This window comes from Oceanicoccus sp. KOV_DT_Chl, from assembly GCF_900120175.1.
GTDB lineage: Bacteria > Pseudomonadota > Gammaproteobacteria > Pseudomonadales > Dasaniaceae > Oceanicoccus.
Genome location: NZ_FQLF01000002.1, coordinates 100761 through 115699 on the forward strand (window position 1 = coordinate 100761; position 14939 = coordinate 115699).

Here is a 14939-nt window from a genome sequence, read left to right on the forward strand (position 1 = left end):
AAATCAAGCTATGGTCGAACGTTTTGCCCCCGACCCGGGCGTCGACCATTACTGCCTGAGCTCAGCGAAAAAGCCCAGGTGGCGCTGATGTGTCGTATGCTCACGCGAGAAGGATGGAACGAACATATCGCAGGTCATATCACTTATCGCCTGGAAAACGGTAATATTCTTACCAACCCCTGGGAGCTGCCTGGAAGAACTGACCGCCAGTGATATTGTGACTCTCGACCCAGCGGCCAGATCATCGACAGTGACTGGAATGTCACTCCCGCCATCGGCCTGCACTTACAATTGCATGCCCAGCGACCGGACATCCATGTGGTGATCCATAACCACGCACATTGGAGCGGTATTTGGGCCAGCATGCAACGGGTACCACCAGTGTACGATCAGGCCGGTGCCTATTGTGGGGTCCCCCCTCTACAATGAATATGAAGGCACTTTTGAAAACGAAGCCACCAGCTTATCGGCGGTAGAGGCACTCGGCGATGCCAAATGGGCGTTGCTGGCAAACCACGGTTCCTTAGTGGTAGGCAAAGATCTTCGGCAAGCCCACCTTAGAGCAATCACGTTGGAATGGCGTAGCAAACGCGCCTACGAAGTGGAATTAGCCGGGGGCGGCAAGCCATTAAATGATGATGAAAGTGACCAAAGTATCTATCGCCGATGACAATGGCTTTCCCTTTTGCTGGGAAGCGATGGCACGCAGAGAGTTGCGTCTCGACCCCGGTCTGGTTGAATAACCCCGTTCGCACTTATTTGCTATAAAACAAGGAAACAATGATGGCACTTACCGTAACTCCACTTAATAACGTCGGTGTAGAAGTTTCAGGGTTTGATATCAATAAACCGCTCACAGAAGACATTAAAGCTGAACTCAAATCGCTTTGGTACGAGCATGCAATATTGTTATTTCGCGATCAGGATATATCAGCCCTGAAAAACAATTGAATTCAGCCGGATTTTTGGCCCTTTGGAAATACACCCGCTTAAGGTCAACACCAGTGACCAGTACCCGGAGTTATTTGTATTGGAAAATGGCGGTGACAAAGATAAGTTCAATACCGCTTTCTATCAGGGCGAAGAAATTGTTGGCCGGCTGGATTGGCATATGGATCTACACTACACCGCGCGCCCGAATCATGGTGCGTTGCTGCGCGCTGTGATCGTAGCAGCGGAAGATGGCCTCACCGGTTTTGGCGATCTCGCCAAGGCCTATGATGCATTGGATGACGATACCAAAACCCTAATTGAAAAATTGGAAGTGGCCTATAGCTTTAGTATGCAACGTCATCATATGCGCTATGTGAATTAGAGGGCTACCAAGCTGGCTCCTATAGCCCGAAAAAACCCAGTGATATCGGTTTTCCGGATTTCTCAGACGCGGTATATCCCGCTGTGGTTACTCACCCAATCAGTGGTCGTAAAGTCCTTGAAGTCGTAGAGCAGTTTCTTGACCGCGTTATCACCCCGCAGCAGTTTGGCCTGTCTAACGACGAATCCATTGAGCTGCTTGAGCGTTTAGTGGCACATACCAAAAAACCTGAATTCACTTACTTTCATCAATGGCGGGAAGGCGACATGGTGTTATGGGATAACTGGCGGGCGATGCATTGCACTACTGGCACCAAGCCCGGTATTAAACGGCTGATAAACCGCACCACCATTGAAGGGGATATTACTTTAGGGCGGGTACTAACAGCAGAATAAAAAGGTGTTATTGTTGTTAAGCTATTCATAAAAGAGAAGCGTTGATGTGAGTGGCACAGTATCGCAACTGCATTCCCGCCTTCGCGGGAATGACAAAAAATGTTAAGCGTGCCACTGATGAACATATTGCCAATCGCCGCAAGCAACATTTAACCTCAACTGACAATAATCACTTCCGAGGCAACCATGAATAAACTCGATCTTTCCAATAGCGCTGACAGAACATTCCCGCGCATCCTCAGGCAACAGGCCGAGCAAAATGGTGACACAGCGTTTCTGATCACCGATAACAGCAGTATTAACTTTGCCCAGGCCGACTCGATCACTGACCGCCTGGCGGCAGGCTTGCAGGAACTCGGCATAGGTAGTGGCGATATTGTTTCCCTGTTTCTCGGTAACCGCCCGGAGATGGTGTTACTTGCGTTGGCTGTTAACAAACTCGGAGCGATCTGGACACCAATTAATGGTGACTACAAAGGCGCATGGCTGTTAGATAACGTGCAAATGTCACGCGCCAAAATACTCATCACCGATGATCAGTTTCAACAGCGCATCGCCGAAATAGAAGATCAACTTGAAATTGACACTATCGTACTTGTGGGTGATATAGCAGCCAGTGAATTAAAGTCCCCGGTCGACTACCAGCAATTACTTAATCACCCGCCGGTGGTATTCGATTATAGCGACCTGCACTATGGTGATAACTGTGCCATCCTCTGGACATCAGGCACTACTGGTAAATCCAAAGGCGTATTACAAAGCTATAACTGTTGGATACGCGCCATTGTAGACGGCTGTAGTCGACAATATGATTCACAACCTGGCGACAGTATTTATTGCGTGCTGCCCTTGTTCCATACCGCCGCCTGGATTACCTCCATCTATCGCGCACTGATCGAAGGTATTCCTTGCATCATCGAACCGCGTTTTTCCGTCACCACTTTTTGGCAGCGGATTAAAAATTTTGGTGCCACCCAAACATTTTTACTAGGCGCCATGGGCGCATTTTTACTCAACGCACCAGAGCGCGATGATGATAGCGAGACGCCGTTGCGAATTGCCCAGATTGTGCCACTGGCGCCTAATCAATGGCCGATTTTCGAACAACGATTTAACCTGCATTTACTCCGCACAGGCCTCGGTCAAAGTGAATGCCAAATGGTGATGTCACAACTTGAAAATCGCGACGATGTTCCCGTCTATGCCCTGGGCTTTCCGGCTGCCGACACGATTATTCATTTACTCGATGATGAGGGCAAAGAAGTAGCCAGCGGAGAAGTCGGCGAAATTTGTATCAAACCCTTGCAACCTTACGTACTGTTTAATGGTTATTTTGACAACCCCAAAGCCACTGCGGAAGCCTACTTCGGGGACTATTACCGCACCGGTGACTTAGCCCGACAAGACCCCAACACCGGCGCTTACTTTTATGCCGATCGCAAAAAAGATGCGCTGCGTTTTGCCGGTCGAAACATTTCAACGCTTGAGGTCGAAAGCATTGTGCGCAGACACCCGGCGATAAAGGATGTCGCGGCCTTCGGCATTCCTTCAGCAGAAGTAGAAAGTGAGCAGGAACTCAAGCTCAACATTATCCTGAAAGAAGGCAACACTTGCAGCGCGGAAGAACTGTGCGGTTTTATTAACGACAATGCTCCTCATTACTTTGTGCCACGCTATATGAATTTCGTCGACGCACTTCCCTACACCCCAACTAACAAAGTACAGAAATTTAAATTACGCGAGGAAGGCATTGATGAACAGACTTGGGACCTGAAAAAATCGCAATATGTAGTCAGGAAATAATACACCTAGCCAAAAGATAATTATCTATTCCAGGAAAGTAACGCCCTAATAGTATCCATACGATTTCGGCCGCTTTGTAGCTGCCATGAACGTCATGGGTCCTACTTGATACTAGCCATTTGGATGACTTTATAAATGAGTGACAGCCCTGTTAAAAGCAATGATCAAACAGCGCTGCATCAGCGCTAGCCTGGCACTGAAGCCCGGTTATTATAGATAGTGCCTGAAAAGAAAATAGCAGTTTCAGTGTTAGTTGAGCCAATACATATTCGGGTGTCCGGTTTAGAACAATACCGACGATTTACTTTACATGTAAACTGATCTTCAATACTGGCAGCTATACCTTTAGCAACAGGTACTCTTCAATCTAACGATTTTTCTTAGCTTCTTTCGGTAGCTATATATTCACCTTCAGACACAAAAATCCCCGAGATTAGTCGAGGCTTGGGGCCTCAAACGTGCCATTAGCGTACAGCGTGCATGGCGTCATTCCCGAAGAGCCTGCCCTCGAATGATTGAATCGAGGGCGGGAACCCAGTTGCAAAAAACCATACTAACGTAGTGCAATATGCCTAGACTGGATTCATTGGAAATTTACGAGCTTAGAACTAAAATTTTTACTAAGCACTCTGTAGCAATGGATTTCCGCCTGCGCGCATGACGGGATAAGATTCGTCCGCTAAGGGCACGTAGCGACTACACCATAAAAAGTATCAATAGCTACTGCTGCCATAAGCAGACTTTCAGTGCCAACGTCTAGCAAAAAAATAGCCATTAACTATGGAGGCAGAAATAAACTTTTCTAAATAGCGATCGATAAATTTTATCTCAACCCCCCGAGCATTCAGCTATATCCTTGAGGCCAAAGATGAGCTCAATCGCATCAATATCACTTTCAGTAAGCAGCTGGTATTTAACCTCGAGGCCCAGTGGGTTTGGTATACTGGTTAAGGCCTTATGAAAAGCCTTCAACAAATCAGGGTCCGTCCCTTGTTTCGCAAGCAACACACCAGCCGGTATCGCCTCATAAGCCAAGCTGACAATGGATAACTTTGAGCGAATGCGTTCGGAAACTCTGCTCATAGATAAGGTAGAGTTAAACATAGCATCTGTTCGTCCAGCCAATAGGTCGACCAATAATTTACTGTGACCAGCTTCAACGAATGTGATTGAGTCTGCCAATCCCTCAACATTGTTGATTTGGCTGTTGACTAACGCTGCCGGTTCATAGTCCTTGCGTGGCCTACCGACCCTCTTGTTTGTCAGTGCAGGAATAGTGATGATGGGGTCTTCGTTGCGCGAAACTAGTAACAACGAGAGCCGGGCTTGTGTTTGCAGAAATACCTTGTAGTGATGCTTACTAATGAGTGTGGAAGCCCAACCGGGAGGTATGGCTATGATATCCAGCTCATTGGCCAAGCTCGCATTTATTAGATCGCAGTCGTGATAGTAGTGTGCGAAACGAACAGGATGCCCCATATGATCTGCCATTCTGCGGGTATACACCTCATTGGTAGCCCTTGTCATTTGGCCGCTGACTAATATTGGGAAACCAATAATTAACGGCTCCTCTGACCTTGTGAGGCCAGACATGAGGCTTAACAGTATCAAGACAAGAATTGGCATATTTATATTCCTTCGAAAGCTAAGCCTTTCCAATATAATTGGCACCAATAAGTTGGGCTTCCTGACATAAGTATGATTCAGATAAGCTTATATCACCAAGGGTTTAATTAATGTCGCTGGTGCCCACCGTGGAGAGTAAACTGATGACCACAATTAAGGGAACCCAATAAATGAGGTGGTCGTCTTCGGGCCAGCTTCGGTAGTAAGTTTATACACCTAACCAATGCCTCTTCCACCCTTGATACCGGAGATTATTTATCTTACATATAACCCAGTTTGGTGTAAGACAGCAGCTGGCGCCCGTCAGATTTTTGCTTATGCGCCCTGTTGACCCAAACCGGTCATTAATTTAACGATAACGATCTAATATCTGTTCTATCGTTCCATCCTGATGCAGCTCAACAATACGGTTTTCAATAAGAGTCTGGATGTCGTTCGGCATTCGAGGGTCGCGCGCGAAATAGATATCGTAACCAGGACTAATAGCGGAGAGATCGTATCGATAAAAATCTTCCGGCATAATTCGCCCCCCCGGTTTCTCGACTTGCATTAATTGATAATCCAATCGAGTATTGAGCTCTAGATACCCTGTAAAGCGATCTCGAAACAGCAGCTCCATAAAAATCTTTTTGTATTGCGTCATTCGCACAGCGTTAATTTCCCCCCGCGCAATGTATTCATCAATACCAGGGTAATCAAACCCCACTATTAATATTAATGTCTTACCTAAAAGACTCTCTATTCCAGAAAACTGAAACCCAAATTTTTTCGGCACCAACAGCTCTTGCCTGATATTAAATATCGGATTTTCAGTAAGATTGATATTGCCCGGTGCTGACCAATCCGTAGCACCATAGGTTAACCAATTATTGACCTCACCCGCTTCCACCATACGCTGCAGATTTTTATAAGGCTGGGAGATAATGTTAATCTGATGATCAGAGCCTTTAAATATCTCTCTGGTAATGTCGGTAATGATACCGCTATGCGCCCCCTTTCCATCCTGGATCTGAAAAGGTTCCGCTTGCCGCTCTATAACCAAGTAGTTAATAATATCGGCCTGCGCTGGTATTACATGGCCAAAAAAATAAAAGACTATGGTAATAATTAATTTTTTCATCAATTAGCTTATTAACTGTATCTATATAGACTAATAACAAAACCTTCCTGACACTATCACCGTATTAGGTTGCAAGGTCAACCACAGCCGCCTTTAAGGTAGCTGGCTCATAGTCTTTATAGTCTAGCATTCACTTTTTGCACGTTTGCAGCGAGTAGGGTTTCTTGTACTCCTGGTCGCAAGGCGCACCAAATGAGTCAAAAAGGGGTCAGTCAAAAAGGGGTCAGTCAAAAAGGGGGCAAGTCTGTTTTATAATACAAGCAAAAAATGAAAAAGGGGTCAAGTCTGTTTTATAATAGCCAAACCCTTTTCCACCGCCGACAACTCCCTTTTCAACTCACCTCGCGCCACCCTTCTCTTAATGTCCGCCACTGCCGGTGACACGCTACCAGAATGGGACAATCCGAAATACACCGCGATAACATTTAATGGCATAGCCCCATAGTGCTGACAACAATAGATGGCCAGCTTACGCGGAAGATTCGCCGCTTGCCTTCCTGATTGTCGAGTAACAAGGCTGGTTCCCTTGACCTTACAGACCTTGGCCACAACCGAAATAATACGATCTGCATCGGGACGCTCTATAAGCATTTGCAGTTTATCCGTATCCAATTGCTGTTGTTGCATGAGCTGAGCCAGTGACTCTTTGAATTCACTCCCACCTAACAGGCTCGCCAAATTGCCTTTATTGTAAAACTGCAACAACCCTTCATCGTTACCTGCTTCGATATAGGCCTGATACCCTTTATAACGCTGTCGCTGCCCCAGCATTTGATAGGTTTTTTCCCGTATTAACCACCTAGGTAAGGGTGCTCGATTAATATAAGCCAAATAGCTCGACCAAGGGTAGGTGGATAGCACATCAGAAACGGCGCCTTTGACTTCGGCCGGATTGCGATGAATGTAGCGACTGAGCTGCAAAAGGTAATTATCTTCATCCACAATAATAGCTTTGTAACGCCCTCGAAACAGGGCGCCATCGGTGTGTTTGAGACGGTTATAGCGCTGGGTGTATACGCCGTTGATATGGCGCATGATGCGATCTAAATTGGCGCGCGGTGTTTCAATGAGCAAATGATAGTGATTACCCATCAAACAATAAGCATGTATCTGCGCATCGAAACGTTGATGCGCTTCCGCCAATGTCTGCAAAAAAGCCTGGTAATAAGCTTCACTGTGAAAGATTGCTTGGCGTCCCCGACCACGATTCATTACATGGTAAAAGGCGTGCTCATATTGAAGGCGCTGAGGTCTTGGCATTAACGGAGTATAACAAGGGCTTGATCATTATAAAACAGACTTGACCCCTATTCCTGACCCCTATTCCCTGACCCTATTCCCTTCCTTTAACGGAGTATAACAAGGGTTTGATCACTATAAAACAGACTTGACCCCTATTCCCTTCTGGCTTGGACCCCATGGCTTGTTACAAAAAAGCCTGGTAATAAGCTTCACTGTGAAAGATTGCTTGGCGTCCCCGACCACGATTCATTACATGGTAAAAGGCGTGCTCATATTGAAGGCGCTGAGGTCTTGGCATTAACGGAGTATAACAAGGGCTTTATCATTATAAAACAGACTTGACCCCTATTTTACTCCTATTCTTACTTTTTATAAAACAGACTTGACCCCTATTCTTACTTAGCAGTGTCTGTCCCGACTAATGTTCACTATTGATTTTCACCACTTCCTTTAACAGTAATGACATTTCGTATCAAGGCAGTTGCTGACAAAGAACCAAAAACCAACCCTAAATATAAAAACACATAATAAGCATCTTTATACCTTTCAGGACTATCATTAAAAATAAGGCAGCCTGATTTAGTTGGAAGGCAACCAAAGATAAAATCAAACAAAATAAATGAATAACTAAAAATCATCATAAAAAACAAAACCGCAGGAGTTGACCATTTGACACTATTTAATGTCGGCTGGTTAAATAGAAACATGATTCGCTTAATGTTCATTTTTCATTCCTAGTCACTAGTTACAGGGACTACTAATTTCGCCATAGTATTTTACTCCTGCATATGCAAGTGCAGCATTGAGAGCAAGTGTTCTTAATAAACTAAATAGCATCAGCCCCACCCCGATCGGAGCCAAAGCAAATAAGAGCATACCAACCACCACTGTAATTTGCGCTAACAAATCACTAGCGAAAAAACTATTAGAACAAGTAATAAAGAAGTTATACATTGATACTAAAGAAGAAAGTATTCCTATAAATGCTTGCTTTGGCAACACCCCAATGACTGTCAAAGCATTCTCCATACTTTCCGGAATAGCTGAAAGAGCGCCCCCATCACTCCCCCACTAATCTTATACCCCCAGCCCCAGTCTCCGGATCCACAATCGTATACCCAGCCCAGTCCAACCCGCATAACTAATCGGATTCTGATGCACCGTAGCCACCATTCCATTCTCCACCTGCGCGCGAATTTCATCAACCGTCCCTTGATCAACCGTTAAATCACTTAGGTACTGTAGGTTATCCTGCGTAAAGGTATAAATCCTTTGGCCTTGTTGACTGGCAATCGCCAACGCCTTCACTGCACTAATCCCTTCAACCGGTTCTTCATCCGTAGAAAACAATTGCTCCGGCACCAAATGCTCATACGCCGAATAGGTACTGCCCATCTGCTGATTAAAGTCCCGCCAGTTACCCCAACAATTACTTTTACATTCAGTGCTGAATTTCATGGAATCCATATCCATCAGTAATCCAGTCATTTCTACATTGGTAACCGTACCCAACAAACCGTTTGTTTTGGCATTGGTTTGAAAGGTACCGTAACTGGGTTCGCGGTAGTAAACAATATCCGAGCTTTGTGCGGCAAGTCGCGATTGCACGTCGGTAATGGCCATATAGCTCATCACACCGGATTGCATTAAATCCCCCACCACTTCGTGTTTGGTGAGGCCGGTAAATTCTTCTGCTTCCAGTTTGGCTTTGGTGGCTTCAAGGCGGGTTTGCAATGCTTGTAACTGCGCAGGTGATATACCGTGGTAATCCAAGCCAATGGCTTGATACTCGCCGGTGATGATGGGATTAATGGTCGTACTCCAACCACGGCCTGGCACAAAATAGCCTTTTTCTGTTTGCAGTACCTGCCCAAAACTCATGGCAGCGCTGCTGGCGACGACTTGGCCACTGGCAGTTAACTCACCGACTACATTCATTAAACCTGCGGGGATGATATTGGGTAAATCCTCTGCACTTTGTGGGTTGTCGGGTAAGTAATCCAATAAGGCTTGTTCATCTGCGGCTGTGGCGGGATTGAATGAGATTGCCAAGGGCTGGCCTGCCAGTTCAACGGTAGTCGCAGTATGACTGAATAACTCACCCCCAAATTGATCCTGTAGTTTGAAGGTGAATTTATAGCGTAAGTGATCAGGAATTTCGGTCAGCGCCTGACTGACAACGATTTGATTGTAGGGCAGCTGCGTGGGTAATGATTCGCTGGCAGTTTCTATAATCGTTTTACTGCCGATGACATCGCCTACTGTCGCCTCGGGTTGTTGATTCGTTAAATAATTTTCCAGCGCTTGCCGATAATCCTCCAGTTCTGTTTCGATAAAGGCCTGATTCACATTTTGCACCCAACCTTCGGTTTCATTAACGGTAGCTGTGCTTTGCAAGGTATTGGCAAACGCTTCAGCATCAAAACTAACTTCGCTTTGTAAATCCATGCCCTCGGTGTATTGGTACTGTTTAAAGCTCGGGTCCACTTCTAGCCACTGGCTACCATCCCACAGCTGCACCCAGACGTGCTCCATGGTCATGAATTTATTTGTTCCATTAACTGATAATAGTGCGCTGGGAATCCCCCCTTGGCCAAGTAGGTTTTGTGCCGCCTCGTACACACGAACACCGCCTAACGGCCATAAAAATCGGTGCCGATAAACTAGGTCACAAAACTTTATAAATTTTGGCTAACGATAGATAAAAGCCGCTATTGAGAGTGCGGAAATACCAGAAAACAAATCAAGCGAAGCTCGACAAAACTGCTCAAAAAAACAGACTGTTCCCGAGCAAAAATGAAAATTTGTGGGATAAACCTGAATTTGTGGGATAAACCACTAAGCAGAAGTGTTAGCGGGTGTTACAAACCATTGATTACAAAGCAAAAATGGTGGGCCGTGCTGGATTCGAACCAGCGACCAATTGGTTAAAAGCTTCCATTTAGAAATCTAACTTATTGTTATTATTAACTTTTTAGCGGTGACGCCCGTTGCGATCATCAGCAAAAAGCACTACTCGGCATAACTGTGTCAGGCAAAAGTCCGGCACAATATTTTGCACCTTTGGTCTAGTATGCAGCTAGAAGTGCCCGCTTTCTAACGCTCGGTGCAAATAGCATCATAAGGGGCGCTATGGGCTTCCCAGCTGTTTATCATAAACGCTCAAGGCCTCGACTAAGCGTCTACGAATCTCACTATATTTATTACCGAGTCGAAAATGACAATCTAATAATCGTCAGGATTTTAGGGCAACAAGACCAAATTCACGCCTTTTAGCAAGAGCGTTTTTTTAGCTCAACCTTTTAATTTTCCTGTATTTTGTGGAATAAGCTTGCAACAGAACAGTAACATTTTCTCGCTTCTTACAATCAACCTGTTGTATTAATAAGTAGCCTCTCACTAAGGTCGAGAGACTCCTCTTCGCTGCATGTCTAATAGCTCAGGAACTTGTGATGGGTGTAAACCAGCTTCAAGCCCCCAAGTTTGAGCTAATAAATCAACGGATAAAGCCTGTGATTTATCTCCTTTGAAAAAGGATACTTTTGACCTCTTCCCGTCATTGCTCAATTCACCCCTACGCTCTAGCAACAGCTTCACTGAGCTCAACTCGCTCCTAAGCTGAGCTTTTCGGGATTTCTCAACATCCAAAAACCTCGTTAAAAAATCAACCAAGTAACCTACCCGCCGTAAACTCAAAGCGTCATCTGAATACTCTTTGAAGTTGGGCTCATAAGCTCCATCACAAAAATGACGAGCGAAAACCAAAACACTTTCATAAGCATCTTTTTTGGATCTATAGCTCTCATGAACCAAGTGATTTAAAGCCTGGTGCGCAGAGTTTTGTTTGCTATCGTTTTCATTCATCTTCATATTTTTCTAAATCATTTAAAGCAAGCTGTAAACTTCCTCTTGCGCTATCGACGTTACCCACGTAATACTTGAATGCATCTTCTGCACGCACCCTCAGGGACGATGAGTTAATTCTCCCTCGCTTTGCCAACGCCTTTATATCATTTCTATCGTGCTCTGCAAATCTGCCTAACTTGGAAACAGCCAAGTCATCCGCTGAAGCAATATAAACCCAAAGAATATCCTCATCATCCTGTGTTAGTAGGATGGCATCCTCTGCATAATCCTCATGTAGAGGGCCCAAAGTAGGATTATAGTTACTATCCCACACTAATAACTGCGGTTCGCCATCTTCGTCTTCATAATCAACGACTAGATCCTGAGGCCTCAGCTTATCAGCCCCCTGAATTTCAGCGTCTACATCACGAGAGCCCCTAGCCTTCGTATAAATATGGACGGCTGCTCCACCAAAGATATAAGCACGAACAGAACCAGGCTCAGCGTCTGGATACAATAGCGCAGCCGTTTCATTCAGCGTCGAAAACATCCTCAGTACGGCGGCCCCCATCGGGGTTGTTGTATAGAGTTCTTCTTGGCTCACATGATTCATCCTATTCTTCAGCCAAATATACAACAAAACTACTGAGAGTACTCATGTATGAGGCAACGGAATCAATTTGATAAATATCAGATCACCTTCTAGCCTTAGCAACCATGTCATATACCCTTCAGCTATTCTTCTACCTACTGAGCGCTTTTCTAAAGCTATGCCAGCCTAATGGTATAAAAGCTCTAGTGGCTGAGAACCTATTACTAAAGCACCAGCTAATGATACAAAAACGAAGTGGCAGAACCCGCCCTACTCTGACTCCGGTTGACCGAGGAGTATTAGGTTTGCTTAGTTCTTTCATCAATCCCCGTCGATTAGCCAGAGCTGCAATTATTGTTAAACCCGCCACGCTACTCAAGTTTCACCAAGCGCTAATCAAAAAGAAATACCAGCTCCTTTACTCCTCGAAAGCAAGAAAAAAAACCGGACCCAAGGGCCCATCAAAAGAATTGATCAATGCCATTATTGAAATGAAACAGCGCAACCCTCGCTATGGATGCCCTCGAATCGCTCAGCAAATTAATGTGGCTTTTGGACTAAACATTAATAAAGATATCGTCCGACGAATTTTAGAAAAATACTATAAACCCGACCCAACGAATCAAGGACCGTCATGGCTGACAATGCTCGGCCACACCAAGGACAGCTTATGGAGTGTTGATCTATTTCGTTGCGAATCAATATTACTGAAAAGCCATTGGGTGCTGGTTGTAATGGATCAATGCACACGACGTATTATAGGCTTTGGTGTTCATGCGGGGCCGGTAGACGGCGCGACCATATGCCGTTTATTTAACGAAGTTATGTCCAAAAATAACCGTCCCACTTACCTCAGTTCAGACAACGACCCACTGTTTCAATATCAGCGATGGCAAGCCAATTTACGCATATTGGATATTCAAGAAGTAAAGTCCGTACCCTACACCCCAATATCGCATCCTTTTGTCGAACGACTGATTGGCAGTGTTAGGCGAGAACTTCTGGACCAAGCTTTTTTCTGGAATACGAATGATCTTGAGAGAAAGCTTAGTGAGTACCAGCACTATTACAACCAATGTCGAGTTCACACTTCTCAAGATGGCCAAGCTCCAGTGAAAGATCGTGAGATAAAACCCATTGAATTGAAAAACCATGGCTGGCAATCATTTTGTCGTGGGCTTTTTCAACTCCCAAGTGCCGCTTAACTGATTAAATTAGTAATTCGCCATAGACAGGCGGCAGCCTGCCGGATGGGAAACTTAAAGCAGAAATCTGGGGCGACTGTATACCCCTAGGGATTCACAATCACAGCTTTGCTCAGGCCTGTATCGCACGTTCCACTTACGGTGGCGGTATTGAGTTCACCAGTTTTATCATTCCTAGAATTGCCGAAACAATCTCCCATAACCCTCGTTCACCAACCCCTAGTAGCGATTAAAAAAATGGCAGATAGTCACTCTGAGAGTATTCGTTAACGACTAAGGCTAATAATATCCACTACGCCACGGTTCCTTATGCTGGTAGCTAGCCAGTCGCTCCTGCATCACTGGTATTTCCCACTTCAGCTTCTCAGCCTTATCTATTGCCTTGTCTTGTAGTTTCACTGCCCGCTTGAAGTCACCAACTTCCGCCATTGCAGCGGCCTTTGTTTCTAAGATTCGAACGTCATCATAATAATTCTCAGGCTCTTCATCCAATAGCTCAAGGGCTTCTTGTCCATCACGGATTGCTGTAACTGGTGACGTCGAAAGCTCCCAGGCCAAAAGAATTTTCGACGAATACAGGCCATCTAAGGATGAGTTTCTTAACCAGCTAATAGCTGAGCGAGCCTTCAGCTCTTCAGGGTTACCCAATAGTCTACGGGCCAAAAACTGCTGAGCAGGTGAGTATCCTCCTACAGCTGCTACGTTAATCCATTTTAAACCATTGTCTTGGTCCGCTTTACAACCACGACCTTCTATCATGTTGACGCCAATATGGTACTGGGCCTCAACCAAGCCGCTTTTAGCTGCCTTTGCGTACCAGGCATTAGCAGTTTTATATTGCAGATCTACGCCATCCAAGTATTCTTGGAAATAGCGAAATACATTCAAACGTGTGGCATAAATATATTGAGCCGCAGGGTTCCCTTGATCTGCCATCACCTTAAGATCATCAAGTTCTTCCTTAAGCTGCTTCTTTCTGAGAACGCCTGCACCGAAACCTTCGATTTGATAGGTAAAATTATTACGGACACCATATGTGGGGATTGCAACGCCATCGGCAACCGCCGGTTTATATCGAAATTTCTTGGCAGCACGCACTGAAACTTTTGAAAACCCCTTACCTGAAGAACGATTGACAATGACGTCACGAACATACCCCTCGGGGGATACTGTGTATTCGGTTTCGACGAGCCCCATCTTTCCTTGACGTAACTCTTTCTTCGGGTATATGGGTGCAACTTTCAGAATAGGTAAATAATCTTGCTCGCAATCCTCATCAGACAGGGGCTCTGGAAAAATTGAGGTTTGAATCTTTTCGTTATCATAGTTAAGCAATAATCGATTAAATTCAGTAATTGCTCGTTCCTGAGTCTCTTCATCGAGGGTCGAGAAAATCTTGTCGGCCGTACTGGTCAAACCTGACTTATTTTTACCCTTGCTTGAAATCGCCATCCAGGCATACGCTTTAGCTGGATCCCGATCAACATATTCACCGCGATAGTACATCACGCCGAGATTATACTGGGCGTCTCGATCACCTATGGCTGACAATGCTTCAAAAGCCACGAAAGCTTCTTCAAATAGACCTCCCTCATACTTTTTAAAAGCATCATCAAACCCTGCTTCACTAATCGCGCAAAATACAAGTTGTAAAAGGAAAAAATAAAATTTTAAACGCGACTTCATATTATGGACACTTGCTGTTCTTAGATATTGATAGAGTGCTTTAAAAACGATGGCCTTTCATTTTTTACCTGAATGTGTGCATTGCAAGGACCAATCCAACTATTTTTTC

At 45.1% G+C, this 14939-nt stretch carries 15 protein-coding genes and 1 pseudogene; 7 read left to right on the forward strand and 9 right to left on the reverse strand.

Annotated elements, in window-relative coordinates:
• Positions 1-96: 96 nt before the first annotated feature.
• From UNITIG_RS25450 to UNITIG_RS04065, 6 genes and pseudogenes are all read left to right on the forward strand, one after another.
• Positions 97-429, forward strand: a pseudogene (locus UNITIG_RS25450) (class II aldolase/adducin family protein).
• Positions 407-670, forward strand: coding sequence for a class II aldolase/adducin family protein (locus UNITIG_RS24030; protein ID WP_235015258.1), 264 nt, complete (start codon positions 407-409; stop codon positions 668-670). The pseudogene UNITIG_RS25450 and the gene UNITIG_RS24030 overlap by 23 nt, the downstream one beginning before the upstream one ends.
• 113 nt (positions 671-783) lie before the next feature.
• Positions 784-951: a TauD/TfdA family dioxygenase gene (locus UNITIG_RS24935; RefSeq protein ID WP_200821187.1), complete on the forward strand. Its 168-nt coding sequence runs from the start codon at positions 784-786 to the stop codon at positions 949-951.
• 22 nt (positions 952-973) lie between these two features.
• On the forward strand, positions 974-1315 hold the full coding sequence (locus tag UNITIG_RS24940; protein ID WP_200821188.1) for a TauD/TfdA family dioxygenase: 342 nt from the start codon (positions 974-976) through the stop codon (positions 1313-1315).
• Positions 1316-1359: 44 nt separating this feature from the next.
• Entirely contained in the window at positions 1360-1710 is a 351-nt protein-coding gene (locus UNITIG_RS24945) for a TauD/TfdA family dioxygenase (RefSeq protein WP_255399585.1), read from the forward strand.
• Positions 1711-1896: 186 nt separating this feature from the next.
• Complete coding sequence (locus UNITIG_RS04065) at positions 1897-3513, forward strand: AMP-binding protein (protein WP_101757235.1); 1617 nt, start codon at positions 1897-1899, stop codon at positions 3511-3513.
• An 828-nt stretch (positions 3514-4341) separates the two neighbouring features.
• Here UNITIG_RS04065 and UNITIG_RS04070 read toward each other — a convergent pair.
• The 8 genes from UNITIG_RS04070 to UNITIG_RS04105 all read right to left on the reverse strand — a co-directional run bounded on the left by UNITIG_RS04070 (position 4342) and on the right by UNITIG_RS04105 (position 11960).
• A complete protein-coding gene (locus UNITIG_RS04070; protein ID WP_101757236.1) occupies positions 4342-5139 on the reverse strand; it encodes a PhnD/SsuA/transferrin family substrate-binding protein in 798 nt (265 codons plus the stop codon).
• 349 nt (positions 5140-5488) lie between these two features.
• Complete coding sequence (locus tag UNITIG_RS04075) at positions 5489-6259, reverse strand: ABC transporter substrate-binding protein (RefSeq protein WP_101757237.1); 771 nt, start codon at positions 6257-6259, stop codon at positions 5489-5491.
• A gap of 279 nt (positions 6260-6538) precedes the next feature.
• Positions 6539-7519, reverse strand: a complete 981-nt coding sequence (locus UNITIG_RS04080; protein ID WP_101757238.1) for a transposase — start codon at positions 7517-7519, stop codon at positions 6539-6541.
• A 410-nt stretch (positions 7520-7929) separates the two neighbouring features.
• Positions 7930-8226, reverse strand: a complete 297-nt coding sequence (locus UNITIG_RS04085; protein ID WP_101757239.1) for a hypothetical protein — start codon at positions 8224-8226, stop codon at positions 7930-7932.
• A 16-nt stretch (positions 8227-8242) separates the two neighbouring features.
• Positions 8243-8530: a hypothetical protein gene (locus UNITIG_RS04090; RefSeq protein WP_145999076.1), complete on the reverse strand. Its 288-nt coding sequence runs from the start codon at positions 8528-8530 to the stop codon at positions 8243-8245.
• A 48-nt stretch (positions 8531-8578) separates the two neighbouring features.
• Positions 8579-10042: a hypothetical protein gene (locus UNITIG_RS04095; RefSeq protein ID WP_145999077.1), complete on the reverse strand. Its 1464-nt coding sequence runs from the start codon at positions 10040-10042 to the stop codon at positions 8579-8581.
• Positions 10043-10900: 858 nt separating this feature from the next.
• Positions 10901-11365, reverse strand: coding sequence for a hypothetical protein (locus tag UNITIG_RS04100; protein ID WP_145999078.1), 465 nt, complete (start codon positions 11363-11365; stop codon positions 10901-10903).
• Complete coding sequence (locus UNITIG_RS04105; RefSeq protein WP_145999079.1) at positions 11358-11960, reverse strand: DUF6036 family nucleotidyltransferase; 603 nt, start codon at positions 11958-11960, stop codon at positions 11358-11360. Before UNITIG_RS04105 ends, UNITIG_RS04100 begins: the two co-directional genes overlap by 8 nt.
• 284 nt (positions 11961-12244) lie before the next feature.
• Here UNITIG_RS04105 and UNITIG_RS04110 point away from each other — a divergent pair, with 284 nt between their 5' ends.
• Positions 12245-13144: an integrase core domain-containing protein gene (locus UNITIG_RS04110; RefSeq protein ID WP_200821190.1), complete on the forward strand. Its 900-nt coding sequence runs from the start codon at positions 12245-12247 to the stop codon at positions 13142-13144.
• 279 nt (positions 13145-13423) lie between these two features.
• Here the strand turns inward: UNITIG_RS04110 and UNITIG_RS04115 are convergent, their stop codons facing one another.
• The gene (locus tag UNITIG_RS04115; RefSeq protein WP_101757245.1) at positions 13424-14830 is read right to left on the reverse strand and encodes a TonB family protein; all 1407 of its coding nucleotides are present in this window, start codon (positions 14828-14830) and stop codon (positions 13424-13426) included.
• Positions 14831-14939 lie beyond the last annotated feature (109 nt).

Excerpts from the sequence above, each read along its gene's own strand:
- UNITIG_RS24935 (WP_200821187.1), top strand. The coding sequence starts at position 784 with ATGGCACTTACCGTAACTCCACTTAATAACGTCGGTGTAGAAGTTTCA.
- UNITIG_RS04065 (WP_101757235.1), top strand. The coding sequence starts at position 1,897 with ATGAATAAACTCGATCTTTCCAATAGCGCTGACAGAACATTCCCGCGC.
- UNITIG_RS04070 (WP_101757236.1), bottom strand. The coding sequence starts at position 5,139 with ATGCCAATTCTTGTCTTGATACTGTTAAGCCTCATGTCTGGCCTCACA.
- UNITIG_RS04075 (WP_101757237.1), bottom strand. The coding sequence starts at position 6,259 with ATGAAAAAATTAATTATTACCATAGTCTTTTATTTTTTTGGCCATGTA.
- UNITIG_RS04080 (WP_101757238.1), bottom strand. The coding sequence starts at position 7,519 with ATGCCAAGACCTCAGCGCCTTCAATATGAGCACGCCTTTTACCATGTA.
- UNITIG_RS04085 (WP_101757239.1), bottom strand. The coding sequence starts at position 8,226 with ATGAACATTAAGCGAATCATGTTTCTATTTAACCAGCCGACATTAAAT.
- UNITIG_RS04090 (WP_145999076.1), bottom strand. The coding sequence starts at position 8,530 with ATGGAGAATGCTTTGACAGTCATTGGGGTGTTGCCAAAGCAAGCATTT.
- UNITIG_RS04095 (WP_145999077.1), bottom strand. The coding sequence starts at position 10,042 with ATGACCATGGAGCACGTCTGGGTGCAGCTGTGGGATGGTAGCCAGTGG.
- UNITIG_RS04100 (WP_145999078.1), bottom strand. The coding sequence starts at position 11,365 with ATGAATGAAAACGATAGCAAACAAAACTCTGCGCACCAGGCTTTAAAT.
- UNITIG_RS04105 (WP_145999079.1), bottom strand. The coding sequence starts at position 11,960 with ATGAATCATGTGAGCCAAGAAGAACTCTATACAACAACCCCGATGGGG.
- UNITIG_RS04115 (WP_101757245.1), bottom strand. The coding sequence starts at position 14,830 with ATGAAGTCGCGTTTAAAATTTTATTTTTTCCTTTTACAACTTGTATTT.